This is a genomic window from Dehalogenimonas formicexedens (assembly GCF_001953175.1).
In the GTDB taxonomy this organism is placed as follows: Bacteria; Chloroflexota; Dehalococcoidia; order Dehalococcoidales; family Dehalococcoidaceae; genus Dehalogenimonas; species Dehalogenimonas formicexedens.
Window position 1 is genome coordinate 1,203,551 of record NZ_CP018258.1, and the last position, 19,085, is coordinate 1,222,635.

General features: G+C 53.1%; 18 protein-coding genes. 13 read left to right on the forward strand and 5 right to left on the reverse strand.

Annotated features, from left to right (window positions below):
* Window positions 1-132: 132 nt before the first annotated feature.
* Window positions 133-1,023: a complex I NDUFA9 subunit family protein gene (locus Dform_RS06310; protein WP_076004264.1), complete on the forward strand. Its 891-nt coding sequence runs from the start codon at window positions 133-135 to the stop codon at window positions 1,021-1,023.
* Here Dform_RS06310 and coaE read toward each other — a convergent pair.
* Window positions 1,013-1,645 (reverse strand): dephospho-CoA kinase, encoded by a 633-nt coding sequence (gene coaE, locus Dform_RS06315; protein WP_145925539.1) that lies wholly within the window; start codon window positions 1,643-1,645, stop codon window positions 1,013-1,015. The two genes, Dform_RS06310 and coaE, sit on opposite strands and share 11 nt — an antisense overlap.
* Window positions 1,646-1,702: 57 nt before the next feature.
* On the opposite strand from coaE, the gene Dform_RS06320 reads away from it, so the two are divergent.
* From Dform_RS06320 to frr, 6 genes are all read left to right on the forward strand, one after another.
* Complete coding sequence (locus Dform_RS06320; RefSeq protein ID WP_076004266.1) at window positions 1,703-2,503, forward strand: CPBP family intramembrane glutamic endopeptidase; 801 nt, start codon at window positions 1,703-1,705, stop codon at window positions 2,501-2,503.
* A 64-nt stretch (window positions 2,504-2,567) separates the two neighbouring features.
* Window positions 2,568-3,020 (forward strand): DUF4064 domain-containing protein, encoded by a 453-nt coding sequence (locus Dform_RS06325; RefSeq protein ID WP_076004267.1) that lies wholly within the window; start codon window positions 2,568-2,570, stop codon window positions 3,018-3,020.
* Window positions 3,021-3,161: 141 nt separating this feature from the next.
* Entirely contained in the window at window positions 3,162-3,938 is a 777-nt protein-coding gene (gene rpsB, locus Dform_RS06330) for a 30S ribosomal protein S2 (RefSeq protein WP_076004268.1), read from the forward strand.
* A gap of 26 nt (window positions 3,939-3,964) precedes the next feature.
* Window positions 3,965-4,468, forward strand: coding sequence for a translation elongation factor Ts (locus tag Dform_RS06335; RefSeq protein ID WP_083635485.1), 504 nt, complete (start codon window positions 3,965-3,967; stop codon window positions 4,466-4,468).
* A 110-nt stretch (window positions 4,469-4,578) separates the two neighbouring features.
* Window positions 4,579-5,313, forward strand: coding sequence for a UMP kinase (gene pyrH, locus Dform_RS06340; RefSeq protein ID WP_076004270.1), 735 nt, complete (start codon window positions 4,579-4,581; stop codon window positions 5,311-5,313).
* Window positions 5,310-5,870: a ribosome recycling factor gene (gene frr, locus Dform_RS06345; RefSeq protein ID WP_076004271.1), complete on the forward strand. Its 561-nt coding sequence runs from the start codon at window positions 5,310-5,312 to the stop codon at window positions 5,868-5,870. The genes pyrH and frr overlap by 4 nt, the downstream gene beginning before the upstream one ends.
* A gap of 49 nt (window positions 5,871-5,919) precedes the next feature.
* Here the strand turns inward: frr and Dform_RS06350 are convergent, their stop codons facing one another.
* Window positions 5,920-6,624, reverse strand: a complete 705-nt coding sequence (locus Dform_RS06350) for a CDGSH iron-sulfur domain-containing protein (RefSeq protein ID WP_076004272.1) — start codon at window positions 6,622-6,624, stop codon at window positions 5,920-5,922.
* Window positions 6,625-6,768: 144 nt separating this feature from the next.
* Here Dform_RS06350 and Dform_RS06355 point away from each other — a divergent pair, with 144 nt between their 5' ends.
* The gene (locus Dform_RS06355; protein WP_145925540.1) at window positions 6,769-7,011 is read left to right on the forward strand and encodes a hypothetical protein; all 243 of its coding nucleotides are present in this window, start codon (window positions 6,769-6,771) and stop codon (window positions 7,009-7,011) included.
* A 36-nt stretch (window positions 7,012-7,047) separates the two neighbouring features.
* Entirely contained in the window at window positions 7,048-7,920 is an 873-nt protein-coding gene (locus Dform_RS06360) for an IS1595 family transposase (RefSeq protein ID WP_076004274.1), read from the forward strand.
* A gap of 23 nt (window positions 7,921-7,943) precedes the next feature.
* Here the strand turns inward: Dform_RS06360 and Dform_RS06365 are convergent, their stop codons facing one another.
* A complete protein-coding gene (locus tag Dform_RS06365; protein WP_145925541.1) occupies window positions 7,944-8,561 on the reverse strand; it encodes a hypothetical protein in 618 nt (205 codons plus the stop codon).
* 1,304 nt (window positions 8,562-9,865) lie between these two features.
* Here Dform_RS06365 and pdxS point away from each other — a divergent pair.
* The 4 genes from pdxS to Dform_RS11820 all read left to right on the forward strand — a co-directional run bounded on the left by pdxS (window position 9,866) and on the right by Dform_RS11820 (window position 14,926).
* The gene (gene pdxS / locus Dform_RS06375; protein WP_076004277.1) at window positions 9,866-10,759 is read left to right on the forward strand and encodes a pyridoxal 5'-phosphate synthase lyase subunit PdxS; all 894 of its coding nucleotides are present in this window, start codon (window positions 9,866-9,868) and stop codon (window positions 10,757-10,759) included.
* A gap of 84 nt (window positions 10,760-10,843) precedes the next feature.
* Window positions 10,844-13,690: a phosphoribosylformylglycinamidine synthase subunit PurL gene (gene purL, locus Dform_RS06380; RefSeq protein WP_225973651.1), complete on the forward strand. Its 2,847-nt coding sequence runs from the start codon at window positions 10,844-10,846 to the stop codon at window positions 13,688-13,690.
* A complete protein-coding gene (locus tag Dform_RS06385; RefSeq protein ID WP_225973652.1) occupies window positions 13,666-14,457 on the forward strand; it encodes a phosphoribosylformylglycinamidine synthase subunit PurQ in 792 nt (263 codons plus the stop codon). Before purL ends, Dform_RS06385 begins: the two co-directional genes overlap by 25 nt.
* Before the next feature lie 88 nt (window positions 14,458-14,545).
* Complete coding sequence (locus Dform_RS11820) at window positions 14,546-14,926, forward strand: c-type cytochrome (RefSeq protein WP_076004278.1); 381 nt, start codon at window positions 14,546-14,548, stop codon at window positions 14,924-14,926.
* 217 nt (window positions 14,927-15,143) lie between these two features.
* Here Dform_RS11820 and Dform_RS06395 read toward each other — a convergent pair whose 3' ends face one another.
* Together Dform_RS06395 and Dform_RS06400 are read right to left on the reverse strand one after the other, a co-directional pair.
* Window positions 15,144-16,286 carry a GuaB3 family IMP dehydrogenase-related protein gene (locus Dform_RS06395; protein WP_076004279.1) on the reverse strand — a complete coding sequence of 381 codons (1,143 nt, stop codon included), beginning with the start codon at window positions 16,284-16,286 and terminating at the stop codon, window positions 15,144-15,146.
* Window positions 16,287-16,369: 83 nt separating this feature from the next.
* The gene (locus tag Dform_RS06400) at window positions 16,370-18,994 is read right to left on the reverse strand and encodes a PAS domain S-box protein (RefSeq protein WP_076004280.1); all 2,625 of its coding nucleotides are present in this window, start codon (window positions 18,992-18,994) and stop codon (window positions 16,370-16,372) included.
* Window positions 18,995-19,085 lie beyond the last annotated feature (91 nt).

Below are 19,085 nucleotides of genomic sequence, written 5' to 3' on the forward strand. Positions count from 1 at the left end.
TATTCGCCTCAATTTCGATTATATCACTCAATCGGGCTTAATCCGGAAGGCCGACTAAATATTCTCGTGAAAGTTCTATCCCGCGCCGATATAAGGTGCTATGCTTGAAGTAGTTCGGGCAGGAGGTAGATCATGATCCTCATTACCGGCGCCAGCGGTTTTGTTGCCAGTCACCTGATCCCTAAACTCAGAGCAACGGGGCAGCCCCTGCGCTGCCTGGTCACCAATGAAGCGGAGGGCGCCAGGATAAAAGCCCCGGGAGCCGAACTCGCTATCGGTAACGTCACGGATCCCGGCAGCCTTGCGGCGGCTTGCCGGGGTGTGGATACGGTCATCCACCTGGTGGCGGTGATCAGAGAACCGAAGAATGCCACTTTTGAAGATATCAATGTAACCGGAACAAGCAATATGGTTGAAGCCGCCAAATCCTCGGGTGTCCGGCGATTTATCCACATGGGCGCCTTGGGAGCGACCCCGGACCCCGCCTACCGGTACCTCAATTCCAAATGGCTGGGAATGGAAATCGTGAAGAACAGCGGCTTGGACTTCTCCATCCTCCAGCCTTCGGTAATGTTTGGCGAAGGCGCCGGATTTATCGCCTCGCTGGTCCGTTCGATCCACATCGCTCCGTTTATCGTGCCCATCGCGGGAGACGGCAAGAGCGAGCTGCAACCCATCTGGGTTGGCGATGTGACAAGTTGCGTGATGAAGTTGGTATCAGGGGAGAAAAGCGGTCGAAGCATCGAGATCGGCGGGCCTGAGATTTTGACCTATGAGGAGACTATCGATGCGATCCTGGCGGCTCTTGATGAAAAGAAAGCCAAGATACATGTTCCCCGGTGGTTGATGCGGCCGGGGGTGGCCGTGATGGATGCTTTGTTAAAGAACCCTCCGATCACCATGGTTGAATTCAAGTCGATGGAGATCCCCAACATCACCGGCGTTGATTCGGTGGAAAAAGAGTTCGGCTTTAAACCCTTGGCTCTGAAAGAAGGTCTGGGTTACCTGAAAGTCAGACCTTGAGCGCCCGGTACATGCCGGTGACTTTGGCCTTGAGTTCGTCAATTGAGGTGTTGGTGTCGATCACCGCGGTGGCGTGACGCCTCCGGTTTTCGTCCGAAGTCTGGCAGGCGATCCGGGACCGGGCCTCGGCATCCGAGTAACCCATCCGGTCCACCAGCCTTTGCAGGATGACGTCGCCGGGAGCGACGGTAAGCCAGATTACGTCGGTCTGCTCCATCCAACCCGCTTCGACCAGCAAAGCCGCTTCGACGACGACCGCTTTTAATCCTTGGGAACGTAGCTCCGCCACTTCTTCTGACACCGCCTGGCTTATCGCCGGGTGGGTAATAGCGTTGAGCCGTTTCAGCGCTTCGGGATCGCAGAAAACTATCCCCGCCAGTGTTTTCCGGTCAATGGCTTCATTGGCGTCGAGGATTCCTTCCCCGAAGGCGGAGACGATGGCCCATTTGATATCGTTGTCTTCCCTGAGCAATCGGTGGCCGACCTTGTCGGCGTCGATAAATGCCGCGCCCAGGTCTTTGAGCATGGCGCCGACGGTGCTCTTGCCGCTGCCGATACCGCCGGTTAATCCGATAACGATCATATGAGGTATGAGTCTAATCAGGGCGACATCCAAAGTCAAGGCATAAAGTACTTTCTGTCGATTGACATGGCTTCAACCTGAGGCTATCCTGAAGCGATGTCGACACAAGAGACCCCTTCGAAACCGGGGGAGGATACGGCCCTTCTCCCGGAATCATCAGCGGAACTCGCTGAGGCGCCAAGCTTATCCGTTTGGCATTTTTGGGCGACTCTTGGTTTCAGCCTGGTGATCGGTCTCGTCAACGGTATCGCCGGGATATTGGCCGTGCTCGCCGTGATCGACTTGAAACTTATTTCCAATCCCAATTTCAACTGGACGGACTACATTTTCAACAGCCTCGGCACCCAGTTCAACGCGGTGGTGGTCACCTCTGTCATCGTCTCGGACATCGTTTCGGTGGCGGTTATCGGCGGGTTGATCCTCGCCCGCCGCGGCGCGACCATTAAGGAATACCTGGCTCTGAAGCCGATTCCATTGAAAACGATCGGTCAACTTATCATCCTGACTCTCGGACTTATCGGTGTGAGCGCGCTGGTTGACTCCTTCAGGAACGCGCCAAACCCTCAGACAGGTCCGGTTTACGAAGGAGTGTGGCCGGTTTTCGTTTGGTTTGCCGTGGTTGCGGTTGCGCCGGTTTTTGAAGAGGTCATGTTCCGCGGTTTCATGTTTCAAGGATTCCTCCGGACCCGCCTTGGTCCCGCGCTCGCCATAATCCTGCCATCCGTATGGTGGGGGCTGCTGCATGCCCAGTACGGCGGCTTCGACAGGGGCGTGATCATGGTCCTCGGACTGGTGCTGGCCACCGTCCGGCTGAGGACGGGCTCTTTGTATGCTCCGCTTGTAATCCACGCCACCTGGAACCTGGTGTCCATGATCCAGGTCAGTTTTATGACCTGAACGGCCTCACCCCGGTTATCAATGGTATACTTAGATACGCCGCCAAAACACTGGAGAAAATCTGATGGCCAATAAATCGCAACCCGCCGGAATACTGACCATAATTACTGGCAGTATCGGGATTCTGGGTTCCCTGGCTTTACTCGCCTTTATTCCTTTGATCCACCGGACCATGACCGATCCGGCTTTTCAACCTGATACCACCCTCACTCCGGCTGAGATACAGGCGGCCGCAGATTTGATGACCGGGGTTTTCTCCTTCATGGCTGTAGCGGGCATACTTCTCTCCATTTTCATTATCGTGGCAGGTGCTTATGCCCTCAAACGTAGGGCATGGGGTTTGGGTTTGGCGGGTTCGATCGTTGGCTTGTTTGTCTTTTTACCCACCGCTATTCCCGCCCTGGTTTTCATGGCCCTGTCCAAACCGGAGTTTGAATCTAGGGCTTCCCGGCAGACTTTCCCGGGCGAAGATCAACCAAACCGTCTAAATCCCCCGGGAACCCCGCACGGCGGCTAGTCTCTTGCTGCCCGCCGAAGGCGGATCCGGGGCGCAAGCACCGGTTTATTTCCGTTGCCCGGCTTATGGCGTTGTGATATACTGCTGTGTTATACTTACCACTTGGCTAAATACGCGTGCCTAAATTTAGGAGGAGATCACTTGCCGACCACAACCACCATTAAGGAATTACTAGAGTCCGGGGCGCACTTCGGTCACCAGACCAGCCGCTGGCACCCCAAAATGAAGAAGTACATCTTCACCAAGCGTAACGATATCCACATTATCGACCTGGAAAAGACGGTCGTCATGCTGGATAAGGCGCTGGCGTTTGTCGATAAAATTGTGTCCGAGGGCGGCAAAATCCTCGTCGTGGGCACCAAAAAGCAGGCCCAGGAAATCGTCGCTGAGGAAGCCAAGCGCGGCGGCCTGTACTACATTAACCAGAGATGGATCGGCGGTATCCTCACCAATTTTGCCGCCATTCAAAACCGGATTGATTACCTGGTCAGGCTGGAAGACCAGCAGGCCCGGGGCGAATTGGCCCGCCTGCCCAAGAAGGAACAGCAGAACCTGGCCGATGAAATGGCCCGTCTGAACAAGATGATGGGCGGCTTCAAAGAAATGACTGCCTTACCGGATGTCATTCTCATTGTTGACCCGACTAAAGAGAAGATCGCCCTGGCGGAAGCCCGGCGCATGGGTATCCCGATCGTCGCCATGGTCGACACCAACTGCAGCCCGGAGGGTATTGATTATCCGATTCCCTCGAACGACGACGCCATGAGGGCCATCAAGCTGGTTCTCGGCAAAGTCGCCGACACCGCTATCGCCGCCAGAGAAGGGCTTTCCAAGGTCGAGGTCGAACAGGTGAACAATGCCCCGGCCGAGGCCGAACTCCTTGAAAAACAGGCTGCCGACGCCGAACTCGGTGCCTAAGCTGAATTAATTAGAGGTTTATGAAATTGCAGATATCAGCCGAACAAGTAAAAGAACTGCGCGAAAAATGCGGCGCGGGCGTTATGGAATGCCGGAATGCCCTGGTCGAATCGCAGGGTGACGTCAACAAAGCATTCGAGGCCCTTCAGGCCAAGGGCTTTTTAAAGGCTGCCAAAAAAGCCGAGAGGGTCACCGGACAGGGCCTGGTTGAAGCGTACGTGCATACCGGCGGGCGCGTTGGTTCCCTGATCGAACTCAATTGCGAAACCGACTTTGTCGCCAGGACTGACGAATTCAAAAAACTGGCTCATGACGTTGCGATGCAGGTGGCCGCTATGTGCCCGATCTACGTCAACGAGTCCGACCGTCCGGAGACCTGTGAAGTTGAAGCCAGCAGCGCTTGCTTGATGCTTCAACCTTTCATCAAGGATCCTTCGAGGACGATCAAAGATCTTATTACCGAGGGTATTGCGCGCACCGGTGAGAATATCCGCCTTAAAAGGTTTGTCAGGTTCGAACTGGGCGGTTAACCTAGGCTTGATCTCGCGGCGCGCGTGTCCTCTGGGACTACGGCGCCGCGATTGTTAATAAGCGCCTTTCGTCCTCCGGGACGTGTAATAAAAAACGGGAGCCGACTGACTTGACCGAACTGAAATACCGTCGGGTTCTCCTTAAACTTTCCGGCGAAGCGTTCGCCGGAACCGGCAACTCTATCATCGACATTCCCATCGTCAGGGGCATTGCCCGGCAGATAAAGGCCCTTTCTCAGATGGGCGTTCAGGTTGGTATCGTTGTCGGAGCGGGGAACATCTGGCGCGGCGCCACCGTTTCCAGGCACGGTATCGACAGGGTCACCGCTGACTACGCCGGTATGCTGGCCACCGTCATCAACGCGCTGGCTCTTCAGGACAGCCTGGAAAAAGAAGGCGTTACCACCCGCACCCAGTCTGCCATAACCGTTCAGCAGGTCGCTGAGCCCTTCATCTACCGGCGGGCCATCCGCCATATGGAAAAAGGCCGCGTGGTCATCTTTGCCGGAGGTACGGGCAACCCCTACATGACCACGGATACGGCCGCGGCGCTGCGGGCGATCGAAATAGAGGCCCAGGTGCTCCTGATGGCGAAAAACAGAGTTGACGGCGTGTATTCGGCCGATCCTCTGAAGCACAAAGACGCGGTGAAGTTCGATCGTTTAACCCACATCGAGGCTTTGTCCAAAAGGCTGATGGTGATGGATTCCACCGCGCTGTCCCTTTGCCTTGAAAACAAACTTCCCATCATTGTTTTCGACATGACCGCCCCGGGTAATCTGGAGCGGGCCGTCGCCGGGGAGGCTGTCGGCACGTTAATTTCGAGTGAAGGTGTAACGCCATGACTGTAGCCGAGATCATGCAGCAGATCGAAAGGAAAATGTCCACCTCGATAGATGTGCTCCACAGGGAATTGGGAGCCATCAGGACCGGCCGGGCTTCGGCGGCTATTATCGAGCATGTCAGGGTTGATTACGCCGGCACGCCGACACCGATCCATCACCTGGCGAATATTTCGGTCCCGGACGCCCGGCAGATTTTGATTCAGCCCTGGGACCGGACCATGGTGGGTCATGTTGAAAAAGCGCTGATGAAGTCGGACCTGGGTTTGACGCCTTCCAGTGACGGTCAAGTGATTCGCCTCATCATCCCTCCGTTATCCCAGGAGCGCCGGTTGGACCTGACCAAAATGGTGCATAAGCGCGTCGAGGAAGATAAAGTGGCCATCCGTAACTTGCGGCGCGATGCCCTGGAACAGATCAAGAAACTGGAAAAAGACAAAGAGTTGTCACAGGATGAGAGCAAAAGGTCCCAGGACCAGCTTCAGAAAGTTACCGACGCCTACACCGCCAGGGCTGAGAAACTGGGCAAGGACAAAGAGCAGGAACTGCTCAGCGGCTGATCTTCGTATCTGGTTGATGAACAGGGCGCCCCCAAAGGCGCCCTGTCTGTTATTCGCTCGATCTGAATTTGAATTCCAGGTGGCTGCCGTCGCAAAAAGGCATGTTGCTGGAATGGCCGCAGCGGCAGAGGGTAACCCTGTTACGCCGTTCGTAATCGAAGCCATCGGACGATTCGATGGGGATGCCGCCCCGCACCCAGATTGGACCTGAAAACCCGGCCGGAACGTCCTCGATAAGCCCGATCGAAGGCGTTAACTCGGGCTCGATAACGTTACCGTCCTTGTCTTTCAAAACGATTCTTCCGGACGGGCACTCTGACGCTTCTTCAATGGCGATCTTACGGCATTCCTGATCGTCCGATTTTTTCACCAGGTGCCAGGTGTCTCCGGCTCGCTGGCAGAAACGCGCTTCGGCGCATAGAATCGGCACTTCAGATAAGGTCAAATCCGGACCTACGACTTCGACTGATTGAGTGGAAAAAGACGCACGGCTGGCAGTTTCGGTACCGTCGAAACCCGACCGGTAATGTGATCCATCGCAGAACGGCTTATTCTTCGACTTGCCGCACCGGCACAGGGTGTATGTTTCAGGAACTTCAAATACCTTTCCCTGGCGCCAGCCGTGGCAATGACCCTCCGCGTCCTGGCAAATGATCTGTTCGGCAAGCGGCAGGCCGCCGCTCACTACATAGGGTCCGTTTTTGGTGATCTTGATCCGGTAACTATCTTCACTCGGTTCGTGTCCCGTATTCATACGACATCCTCAGAAAAGTGCATTATTATATCATGAGAGGAGGATTCCACCGGCATTTTCTCGATAAAAAATATGGTAATTATCCCTTGACAACAAGTACTCACCTATGCTAGACTGGGTTTAATAAGTTAGAGAGGTGTTCAAGTGCTGGATTCAGAACTTAGATACACGATGATAAACAACCTTAAAGAACTTGAACGCGACATCATTAACAGGGAACTTCCTATTGCGACTCGCGGTGTCGAGATTTTTGGTAAAAGCGGCGAATACATCGACGAAAACAAGAAACGATATTGGATAGCAGCCTATATTTCTGTGGAATCGAAGTCTGATGTTGAGCGCATTCACTCTTATCTTGCAGATTATGGTAGTACCAAGAATCAGTAACGATTGATCTCATAATTTACTCCAAAGGGGTTGACTATGGAACGCTACACAATCAAAGACTTCAACAAGGACTTTCCCGATGATGCCTCTTGTCTCGAATGGTTAAGAGGTTATCTGTATCCTGAAGGGATTACTTGCAAGGCTTGTGGCAAGGTAACTAAGCATCATCGCGTTACCAACCGCGCCTGTTTTGTTTGTGATAATTGCGGAACTCAAGTCTATCCGATGGTTGGTACAATCTTTGAGAAATCCAGTACATCTCTTAAGACTTGGTTTTATGCCATATTCCTGATGAGCCAAACAAGGTGCGGGATCTCTGCCAAGCAAATTCAACGCGAGACAGGCGTAACCTATAAAACAGCGTGGCGAATGTTTCACCATATAAGGACACTACTTCAAGAGAATGTAGGCGTATTTAAGGGGCAAGCAGAGGCTGACGAGACATATATCGGTGGCGCAAGGAAGGGCAAGCGCGGACGTGGTGCTGCGGGTAAAACTCCCGTTGTCGGTATTGTGGAGCGCAAAGGAAAGATAGCCGCTAAAGTGGTCGGTGATTGCAAATGTAATTCACTTCAACCGTTTATCAACAATCACGTTGACTGGCATACCAAGCTATACACAGACAATTATCGAGGATATGATGGATTAGATTTCTACGTTGGTGAACACGAGACTGTAGATCACGATAATGACGAATGGGTACGCGAGGACGTTCACACGAATACTATTGAGGGTTTTTGGTCCTTGATGAAGCGCGGGATTTCGGGTGTTTACCACGCTGTTTCACCCAAGTATTTGCAGAACTATGTGAATGAGTATGCGTTTCGTTACAATCATCGCCAGGACGAGACTCCGATGTTTCAGTCTTTCCTTGGTCAGATCGCGAGCAAGCCTTCTTTAAGTCCTTGAAAAATTGATCTCGCGTAATACTTTCATTTTGCTGTTTCATCTACAACCTTCAACTCGAAGGATTTAAGTTGACGTGACGATTCGTTAAACAGATGAATCGTTGTTACTAAATCCCCGTTCCATTCCCCGTTCGTAAAGAATTGTACCAAATAATCAAGGGTTTTATTTTTGTGGCTATGTAATTCGGGCGAGTACCAAATATCAACATCACCTAATCTTTTACCATATGTCTTAGTTATATTTAACGATTGTTGGTTTAAGTCCGATATCTTAATCAGCCTGGGTTTATTTTTGTCATCCCCAACCAATCTCAAGGAGATTCCATCGACACTCCAAGATTTTCTGGGTTGTAATTCTAAAAATATGACATGCCTGTCGTCTTTTTGAGAATGCTTGATCAGTCTTATTTGGTCTTGGCGTAACCAGTTTTGAGGAAGTGCTTCTTGTGCCCTCCCCCCTCTAATATCAGCATCGGTTGGATCTGAAATGGATCCCTTTTTATATCCATGCTCAATCTTGAATGGATTGTGTTTAAGATTAGTTGAATATCCCCATCTGATTAAAGGTAAAATGATCGCCGTTAAAATCAAAATGGCAAGCGTTACGATTGAAGTAGGACTACCCCAATCAGTTATTGCCACAATCAAAGCTCCCAAATAAACTACAATTTGAAGAGTAGTATACTTCAAACGTCCCAACTTACATAGAACTATTTCATTGACAGACTTATTTTTGAGAGTAGAATAAACTCACCCGAAAGGGTAGGCACGGCGGAATCCTACGTCTAATCCACTTGGCAATTTAGCTGAAAAGGCGCGGCTAATAGCCGAGAAAGGAGAAGACGATGGCTAAAACACAAGGGGATAAAAAGATCGTCTATGTTCACGGATATACAAAATACGTGAACGGGCAAAAAGTGATAGTGCCGCCGTTCTATCGGTCGACACCTAACTAAAGCGGGATGATCAATCCGCCGTGCCTTTATTATATCCCTAAGCTATTTAAACGCAATACTTGTCCCTAAGGGATATGTACCAAAAATATTTAGCCAAAAACGACACGAAACGCTTGACACCCCTAACGAACCCTTGTGCTATAATATCGCTCGCCCAACAAATCCTACCCTTCACTGTCTTTGCGAGCCCCCGATGAAATCGGGGGTGGCAATCTCCTCCCCACGAAATTGTCCACCGATCCCGGGAAATGCCGGAATCTATTGGGTGGGCAGGGGTAGGGCGAGCGGCCGCTCGCCCGCCTCGTACTGTCAACTGATAACTGAAAACTGATAACTGTCGACTTGTTCGAATTGAAAGGATTGAATGAATTGAACGTGCGATACGACTCCACGATTAAAACCTTCATAACCCAATCGTGTCGTTTCCCAAAAATTCGTCGCCCGCGCCCAAACAATTCAAACCCGGGCGGGGCGGTGAATATTGGACATTGGTATTATTGGTATCTTTCCCTCCGGGCGGGATTCGAAATGATTTGGTTTTGAAAACAATTCCTACGATTGCGTCAAAGCTAAAATTCAGGGATTCGTTTCGCATTAAAAGGTTTTCCGAAACGCCGAAAAACAAATGCCACCCGCCGCCCCGCGTTAATCAGAACGGATTGTTCCCTTTGTTTTTGCCTTATTGGTCGTATTTGGCATCGGTAGTATTGGTGGTATTCCTGAAAGGCGGGATTCGTTCCATTCGTTTTCGTCCGGGACAAACTGTTAACTGTCAACTGTGAACTGTAAACTTTGAGGGAGGTCTGATAGCTGAAAGCTGATTGCTGACAGCCCAAGTATGCCATACGACTCCCCGATTGGAACCCTAACAATCCAATCGTGTCGTTTCTAAAAATCGTATGATCTGCGCCCGGACAAACGTTTCGATTGCTATCGCAGGCACCGAGATTGTAGAATTATAGTTCATCGTCTGTTGAAGGGGTTCGGAAAATGGAACAGGAAGTAACCGTCGGTACGTTTAAAGTCAAGAGCGGCTTAGCCCAGATGCTCAAGGGTGGCGTCATCATGGACGTCACTACCCCGGACCAGGCCCGCATCGCCGAAGAGGCAGGTGCTTGTGCGGTCATGGCTTTGGAGCGTGTGCCGTCGGATATCCGTGCCGAGGGCGGGGTTGCCCGGATGGCTGATCCCACGGTTATCAAGGCCATCATGAAAGCCGTCAGCATCCCGGTGATGGCCAAATGCCGCATCGGACATTTCGTGGAAGCCCGGGTTCTGGAGGCCATGGGAGTGGACTTCATCGACGAATCAGAAGTCCTGACCCCCGCCGATGAGGCTTATCATGTCTGGAAACAAGATTTCAAAGTCCCGTTCGTCTGCGGTTGCCGTGACCTGGGAGAAGCTTTGCGCCGCATCGGCGAAGGCGCCGCCATGATCCGGACCAAGGGTGAAGCCGGAACCGGTAATGTTGTCGAAGCCGTCCGGCATATGCGGGCAGTCCAGGATGGTATCAGACGGGTTGTCGCGGCGCCGATGGAAGAACTCATGGCGATTGCCAAGGAACTCAATGCTCCGTTTGAGCAAATCCTCGCGTTGCATAATACCGGGAAACTGCCGGTTGTCAATTTTGCCGCTGGCGGCATCGCCACTCCTGCCGACGCCGCGCTGATGATGCAACTTGGCGCCGAGGGCGTGTTTGTCGGTTCCGGTATTTTTAAGAGTTCCGATCCGGCCCGGCGCGCTCATGCCATCGTCAAAGCCACCACTCACTACCAGGACCCGGTTGTCATCGCCGAGGTTTCAGAAGCTCTTGGCGAGGCCATGCCCGGCATCGAGATCGGCCAGATCAAACCTGAGCAACTTTTGGCCAAACGCGGTTGGTAGCTACCACGGTCAAATAAAAGAAAACCGGTTCGAGGGACGGCGATACTAGCCCCCTCGGACTTTTTTAGCTATAATTACGATATCTTGATTTACCGCATTGACGTTCTTCCCGCCGCGGGCATGCCTGACCGCCGTGGCGCGGCGCTGCTTAAAGACATCAAGGACCTGAATTTTTCCGGACCGGCTTCAGCCCGGGTTATCGATGTCTACTGGCTCAAGGGTGAGATTGACTCCCCTTCCGTCGAACGGTTGGCACGAGAGGCTTTGACCGACCCGGTAACCGAAACTTTCCAACTTGATCAGCCGACCGAGAATTCGACAGCCGATCATTCCGTGCTTGTCGCCCACAACGCCGGCGTTACCGACCCGATCGAAGAAACGATTCTCAAAGCCGCTTCAGACCTGGGTATTAACCTCGAGGCGGCGAGAACCGGGCGGCTATATCTCCTCGGCGGTGAATTCGATGCCGCTACCCTGAATGCCATTACCAACCAGCGCCTGCTTAATCCTATCGTCCAGCACGCGGTCACCGCTGATTCCGTGATCTTTGGCGAAAACCCGGTTTACCATTTCAAGCTTCGAGAGATCGATTTACCTGGGAACCCTGCGGCATTGTGCGATGTCGGCAAACTCTTTTGCCTCTCGCCCTCGGAAATTCAAGCAGCCGCCAGTTACTATGCCAAAATCGGCCGCAAGCCGACAGATGTTGAACTCGAAACGTTGGCTCAAACGTGGAGCGAACATTGCGTCCATAAGACCTTCAAAGCCAGATTCGATTTCGACGGGCAGGTCATCGACAATCTTCTAAAATCGACGATCGCGCGCGCCACCAAACAACTGGACAAGCCATGGTGCCTTTCTGTGTTCGTGGACAATTCGGGAGTCATCGACTTTGATGGCGAGAACGCCGTTTGCTTCAAGGTGGAGACTCACAACCATCCCTCGGCGGTCGAACCCTACGGCGGCGCCGCCACCGGATTGGGAGGGGTGATCCGCGATGTTTTAGGCACCGGGCTTGCGGCTCGTCCGATATTCAATACCGATGTGTTTTGTTTTGGCGAGCCGGACATGCCTTACGCCGACCTGCCAGCTGGGGCCCTGCACCCAAAACGGGTGTTCAAAGGGGTTAGAGCCGGCGTTGCCGATTATGGTAACCGAATCGGCATACCGACGATAAACGGTGCGATCCTGTTCGATGAGCGCTACGCCGGTAATCCGCTGGTGTACTGCGGCACGGCCGGAATAATGCCGGTCTGGGCGGCCAAGCCGGGCAAACAATCGCCGGGGGACCTGATCATCCTCATGGGAGGGCGAACCGGCCGCGACGGTATCCACGGCGTCACCTTCTCCTCCGAGGCGTTATCCGATAAATCCACCGAGCAGTCCTTCTCGTCGGTCCAAATCGGCAACCCGATTGTTGAAAAGCGGATGGCCGAGGCTATATTAAAGGCCCGCGACGAAAAGCTGTTCGTCCGCATCACCGACGTCGGCGGCGGCGGTTTATCATCGGCTGTAGGCGAGATGGGCGAGGACACCGGCGCCAGGGTATATCTCGACCGGGTGCCGCTCAAATATTCAGGCCTTTCATACTCCGAAATCTGGATCTCCGAATCCCAGGAACGCATGGTTCTGGCTGTCCCACCCCAGAATTTGGATCGGCTACTCGAGATTTGCCGTGGTGAGGGCGTCGAAGCGACTTCCATCGGCGAATTCACTAATGATAAACATCTCATACTCTACTATCGGGATCGTCTTGTTTGCGATCTCGATATGGTGTTCCTGCATGGCGGTAGACCGCAGATTACTTTAAAAGCCACCTATAACCCTCCCAGCTATCCGGAACCCGAATTCCCATGTCCGCCGCGCCTCGACGATGATCTTCTGAGATTGCTCGGGCGCTGGAATACCTGCTCTAAAGAATGGGTCATCCGCCAGTATGACCATGAAGTTCAGGGAGCGAGCGTTCTCAAACCGCTCGTCGGTGACCAGAGCGACGGCCCCGGCGACGCGTCTATCATACGTCCTGTTCTGGATTCCAACAGAGGGGTTATCGTCGCCTGCGGCATCAACCCATCTTACTCCGGCATTGACGCTTACAACATGGCCGCCTCGGCCATCGATGAGGCAGTCCGGAATGTAATCGCTTCGGGCGGCTCCCTGGAGCGCCTGGCGCTGCTGGATAATTTCTGCTGGGGCTCGGCAACCGATGAGCAGTCGCTCGGCGCTCTCGTAAGAGCCACCCAGGCATGTGCGGACCTGTCATTAGCCTATGAAACGCCTTTCATCTCAGGCAAGGATTCTCTGAATAACCAATTCCGTGCGGGAGATAAAATAGTTTCCATCCCCCACACGCTGTTGATATCCGCCTTTGGCGTCATGCCGGATGCCGAAAAAGCCGTTTCGATGGACTTTAAGGCTGCGGGAAATCTCATCTATGTCCTCGGTGAGACCAAAGCTGAATTGGGTGGCTCGGCGTATTTCGCTTCAAAAGGATTTATCGGGAACAAAGCCCCGGGAGTTGACCCGTCGATCTCAAAATACCTTTATGATCGGTTAGCGGCGGCTACCGAAAACAAACTCGTCAGTTCCTGCCATGACCTGTCCGAGGGCGGATTGGGCGTTGCCCTTTCGGAAATGGCATTCGCGGGAGGGTTGGGAGCGCGGGTTCACCTCTCCCGGATACCCCAGGATGGAAGTCTGAAACGGGATGACTATCTGCTGTTTTCCGAATCCAACTCGCGCTTTATCGTTGAAATCTCGCCGGAGCATCGGCACGATTTCGAAACGGTCATGGGCGATACCAAAATCAACATCATTGGCGAAGTGACAAACACAGATAGACTCGAGATTGAAGGTTTGGACAGTACCATTATTGTCAATCAACTGATAGCCGACTTGAAGGAAGCATGGCAAAGACCGCTCAAATGGTAAAAAACGTTAGGGTGATGGTTTTGCGCGCACCCGGCACCAATGCCGATCGCGAATTGGCATTCGCATTTGAACTTGCCGGTGGCACGGCACGGCTGACTCACATCAATGAACTCATTTCTGGCTCCCAGAAACTTGCTGATTATCACATTCTGGCTCTACCGGGCGGCTTTTCCTACGGCGATGATTTAGGAGCGGGGAAGGTGCAGGCCAATGAAATGCGCCTTCGAATTTTCGATGATCTTAAAACCTTTGTTGAAAGAGGCAGCCTCATCCTCGGAGTCTGCAACGGGTTTCAAGCCCTCATCAAAACGGGAATACTTCCAGGGCCCCCGGATCCTAAACTTCCCCACGTGACACTGACCAATAACGACTCCGGTAAATTTGAATGCCGATGGATCAAATTAGTATCCGAGCCGACGGCAAGTTGTGTCTGGACGAATAATATCGATCGGATGGAAGCCCCCATAGCCCATGGTGAGGGAAAATTGATTGCCGCGCCGGAAATGCTCTCAAGGCTTCGCCCGGTGTTCTATTACGCTAACAGCAAATGGCAGCCGACCTCGACCTACCCGTCCAATCCTAACGGATCGGTGAATAACATCGCAGGGCTCACCGATGACACGGGACGAGTTTTCGCCTTAATGCCCCATCCAGAAAGATTCGTTCGCGCGTCTCAACACCCTCAATGGACTCGCCGAGATATCGATGAACCGGGGCAGGGTCTCCAAATCTTCAGAAATGGGATAGCGGCAGCACGTGATTTCTGACCTCAACGTGAAGGTTGTTACATTTTATTTTCCAAACGCTCTATGGTAGATTATTACTAAAAATAAAGAGTAGCTAAGGGAGTTGTAAATGCGCATTACTCGGAAGTTTGTTGTTTGCAGCGTTCTCGTAATTATTAGCGTGTTAGCCTCTACCACACTGATCGCATGTGGCGGCGGCACGACATCGACAACCACGACGAATCCTCCCACGACCACAACCGCGCCCCCGACCACAAGCCCGGGCGCTGCCCTTTACAAGGCCAGCTGCGCGGTGTGCCATGGTGAGAACCGCCAAGGTGTAACTTCCGGAACTACAGTCATCGGTCCTGCAGTTCTGGTAACTTCGCCTACAATTACAAAGTTCACCACTGAAGCCAGCCTCGCCACATTTATCGCCGGTCATCAGACCGGTAAAAACCTCACGGCTGATCAAAATACTCAAATTGCCCAGTTTCTAAAAGCCCCGTAATAAACTTTAGCCGGGATGTCTTTGACCGAGAGGGAGAGCGTTTGCTCTCCCTCTTTAATATTTACCGAACCATCCGGGTCTTACGGACAGCTATCGGTTCGATCGCCAGTTTTTGGGATCGATAATTGTTGGGTACAAAGATGGAGGAGTTTCGGTCTATATTAGGGAGAAATAAAAAAAGAGGGGCTTTCGCCCCTCTTCAAATTACCTTACGTAGTTAAACGCACTTGGAAAGCTGGTAGCTTTTTCCTTCGGTAGTAATGGCCGGCGCAATGACCATTTCGGCGCGCTGCATATCTCGGATCGTGGCGGCGCCACAAACACCCATCACAGTTTTGAGAGCGCCAACGAAGTTCTGACTGCCATCCACAACTGAAGTTGGGCCAAACAGGATTTGCTCAAGCGGGACCGTGGTCCCCACTTTAATCCGCGTACCCCGAGGCAACGACGGATGTGGGTGGCTCATCCCCCAGTGATAGCCGTGGCCGGGTGCTTCTTTAGCCTGGGCGATAATGGAACCGAACATAGCGGCATCTGCGCCGGCAGCGATAGCCTTGCAGAAATCGCCGCCCTTTTTGAAGCCGCCGTCGGTGATGATGGACACATAACGGCCGGTTTCCGCCAGGTATGTCTCGCGGGCGGCGGCACAATCCATGGTGGCAGTGATCTGTGGCACCCCTAAACCCAGTACCTCACGGGAGGTGCAGGCGGCGCCGGGCCCAACACCGACCAGAACGGCTGATACGCCCTGCCGCATCAGTTCTAATGTCGCGGAGTAGCTGACGCAGTTGCCAACCATTACCGGGATCTTCAGTGACGAACAAAGCTCGGAAAAAATCAATCCGCGATAGCTCTTGGAAATATGACGGGCAGTAGTAACTGTCGAAGCAACGACAAAGATATCGGCGCCGGCCTCGGCGACTACCGGAGCCAACCTCTTGGCATTGGCGGGCATACAAGCAACGGCTGCTGTACCGCCCGCGGCTTTAATGGCTTTGACCCGCTCGGCGACGAGGTCATCTTTAATGGGTTCAGTGTATATCTTTTGCAGTAAAGCAGTAACTTCTGCCTGTGGTGTTACAGCGATTTCGGCCAGAACGGCTTCAGCGTCATGGTAACGAGCCTGAATGCCTTCACCATGAAGAACCGCTAAACCACCGAGTTGACTCATCTTCACGGCCATTTTTACATCGGTAACGGCATCCATCGCCGCTGCGATAACGGGAATTTTGAACTTAACATCACCGATAGCAAATCCGATATCGGTCTGCTCAGGATTAATGGTCACATCGCCTGGAACGATCGCAACTTCATCGAAACCATAAGAGCGCCTCAGCTCTTTGAATTGGGGATGGGTCATCAGTGCCTCCTTGTTTGAAGAGTTACTATAACAAATAGGCTCAACTTGGGTCAAGAATTTCAGGCATGACTGACTTCACAAATTCAAGATGAAGCGGGGGAAAATAAGGGAAGGTCAATAAAAAAGGTGGCCCCTTTACCGAGTTCACTCTCCGCCCATATCCGGCCGCCATGACCCTGAATAATACCGTGGCTGATAGATAATCCCAATCCGGTCCCTTGCCCGACATCTTTAGTTGTAAAGAAGGGATCGAACAGCTTTGACAATGTTTCTGCCGGAATGCCTGGGCCATCGTCGGAAAAGGTTATGCGTACACCACCCATATCAGGAAGAGTATTGGTGCTTATCAGCAAGTTACCCTTGCCGTGAGATTTAGCCATAAAGAACTCGGCGTTGATGACGATGTTAAGAAACACTTGTTGAAGCTGGAAATAATCCGCTTCAATCTCTGGCAGGTTTGCGTCATATTCGGTTGTGACAGAAATATTGTTTGTTTTTTGCTCGTAGGCGCGAAGGGCCAGCACTTTATCGATCACTTCACTTACCAGAAGGTTCTGTCGAACCTGGCTGTGCCTCCTGGCGAAAACCAGAAGATTCTTGACAACCTCCGCAGCCCTCCTGGCTTCGGAGTGAATCGTTTGGACGTCCTGGCGGATACCTGCCGGTATGTCCGAAGAAAGAACCAACTCCGAAAAACCAAGTACGCCGGTCAGAGGGTTGTTGATTTCATGCGCTATTCCGGCCGCCAGTTCTCCGACGGAAGCCAGTCTGTCCGTTACCATCAACTTTTCCTGCATCCGCTTGCGCTCAGTGATATCCTGGGAAATATGGACAGTAGCTATCACATCTCCCGAAGGACCGAACATCGGGTAGGTTGAAACGAGGGTGTAGGTTCCCTTGTCGGCGTCATGGATCTCAACTTCAGCGGGCACACCCTTTTTAATAGTTTGAACATGCGGGCACCCCGTTACCGGTTCCGAAGACCCATGGGATACCTGGTAACAGGTTTTCCCCACGAGCGCCTCAGGCGTGGTCTTCAAAGCCTCGGCGAAGGCCTTGTTAACACGAACAATCTTAAAGTTAGCATCCTGGATTGAAATCGGCGTCGCGATGGCGTTGAAGGTGGACCGCCATTCCTGGGCCGCCCGCACCAGCCGGAGCTCCATCCGCTTGCGTTCCGTCTCGTCCCTGAAGCTCCATACCCGGCCGACAATCTTGCCTTCAAGACGTAACGGGCGGGAATAACGCTCGAAAACACGACCGTCTTTCAACAGAAGACTGTCGGTGCTTGAAAGTTCGGGTTGGTCTAAAATTTCATCGATTCTCCTGACGAACCCTTGATCATCAATGAGTTGTCCCCGAACAAATTTGATCAATTCCGGATCGTCGCCCTGCTCCAAGAGCTGTTTGGGGATGCCCCACATTTTGGCGAACCGGCTGGAATACCGTTGGACCTTTCTGCCGAGGCCAACTACCAGGATGCCGTCGGCGGTTGATTCCAGTGTGGCTGATAACTCCGACAGGGACTCACGCAGCGCTGCCTCGACCCGGGCAGATTCCGAGGTGTCGAGCGCCGTAAACACAATCCCTTTTGAGGGATCCGAGGCATCGAGCGGAGTCACGGACAGTATCATCGGGAAATGACTGCCGTCTTTGCGCCGTCCGTTGATCTCGGTGGTAAATTGGCCGCGGGCTGTTAGTTCGTCCTGGATGGTCTGGCCCATGCTCTCGTAAGCGGCCACGTCATCGTACAACACGCGGGTGCTCTGTCCGATCAATTCCTGGCGCGTGTAGCCGGCCATCCGGCAAATGGTATCGTTAACCTCTTTGATGATCCGGTTGACCGCGACCGCGATGCCGACCGGTGCCGTCCTGAATATGGCATCGAGCTTGCCCTCGCGTTCCCTCAACGCGTCTTCGGTGCGCTTCCGTTCGGTGATGTCGCGGGAGACGCCGAGGATGTGCGACGGCCGTCCTTCGTCATAGACCAGCGATGCCGAAACCTCCGTCCATACTGTCGTGCCGTCCTTGCGGGGCTGTTCAACCTCATAAAGCGGAGCAGGACCCTGCCTGTCACCAGTCATGATCTCAGCGGCGGCCAGTTTCATCCCCTGGGCGACTGCGGAAAGAGAACCGGGGCAAACCGCTTCTTCGATCGATTGCCGCAGCACTTCATCCGGGGTGTAACCGCGCAGCTCGTACACGGACGGGCTGACGTAGGTGAACCTGCCGTCGAGGGACAACGTCCAGATGACGTCGGTCGACTTTTCGGCGATGAGGCGGTAGCGGTGCTCGCTGTCCCGGAGGGCGTTCTCCGCCCGCTTCTGCTCCGTGATGTCCTTGATGACGCCGAAAACCTTGCCTGCAGCGGCGTCATACTCAGCGACGGACTGGACGTCGGCGATGGCGCCGTCGGAGGGACGGCGGATCTTGAACTCGACGTTGTAGGGCTGGCCGTGCTCTATCAGGTTGTGCAGAGCGTCGTCGAGCAATGCCCGGTACTCTTCCAGCGGCATGCCCTGGATGGTGGCCAGCGACCAGTGGTCGCCTTCAAGGCCGTAGATAGCCCTGGCGGCATCGGAGGCAGTGACTTTTTTGGACTGGAGGTCTATCTCCCAGTTGCCGAAACCGAGGACGCGGCCGATGCGCTCGATGCGCAAGATGTCCTGCCGCAGGGATTTGTGAGACCTGTTTCCGTTTCCCGTCATCGTTCCCCGTTTAGAATGGTTGGTTTGCGCGGGTGGACGCACCGGGTCCCGGACCGATGCGCTAATTAATAATCGTAATGATGTACCAAAG

What these genes read in the sequence shown, in the direction of transcription:
- Dform_RS06310 (WP_076004264.1), top strand. Translation starts at nt 133, where the DNA reads ATGATCCTCATTACCGGCGCCAGCGGTTTTGTTGCCAGTCACCTGATC.
- Dform_RS06320 (WP_076004266.1), top strand. Translation starts at nt 1,703, where the DNA reads ATGTCGACACAAGAGACCCCTTCGAAACCGGGGGAGGATACGGCCCTT.
- Dform_RS06325 (WP_076004267.1), top strand. Translation starts at nt 2,568, where the DNA reads ATGGCCAATAAATCGCAACCCGCCGGAATACTGACCATAATTACTGGC.
- frr (WP_076004271.1), top strand. Translation starts at nt 5,310, where the DNA reads ATGACTGTAGCCGAGATCATGCAGCAGATCGAAAGGAAAATGTCCACC.
- Dform_RS06350 (WP_076004272.1), bottom strand. Translation starts at nt 6,624, where the DNA reads ATGAATACGGGACACGAACCGAGTGAAGATAGTTACCGGATCAAGATC.
- Dform_RS06360 (WP_076004274.1), top strand. Translation starts at nt 7,048, where the DNA reads ATGGAACGCTACACAATCAAAGACTTCAACAAGGACTTTCCCGATGAT.
- pdxS (WP_076004277.1), top strand. Translation starts at nt 9,866, where the DNA reads ATGGAACAGGAAGTAACCGTCGGTACGTTTAAAGTCAAGAGCGGCTTA.
- Dform_RS06385 (WP_225973652.1), top strand. Translation starts at nt 13,666, where the DNA reads ATGGCAAAGACCGCTCAAATGGTAAAAAACGTTAGGGTGATGGTTTTG.
- Dform_RS11820 (WP_076004278.1), top strand. Translation starts at nt 14,546, where the DNA reads ATGCGCATTACTCGGAAGTTTGTTGTTTGCAGCGTTCTCGTAATTATT.
- Dform_RS06395 (WP_076004279.1), bottom strand. Translation starts at nt 16,286, where the DNA reads ATGACCCATCCCCAATTCAAAGAGCTGAGGCGCTCTTATGGTTTCGAT.
- Dform_RS06400 (WP_076004280.1), bottom strand. Translation starts at nt 18,994, where the DNA reads ATGACGGGAAACGGAAACAGGTCTCACAAATCCCTGCGGCAGGACATC.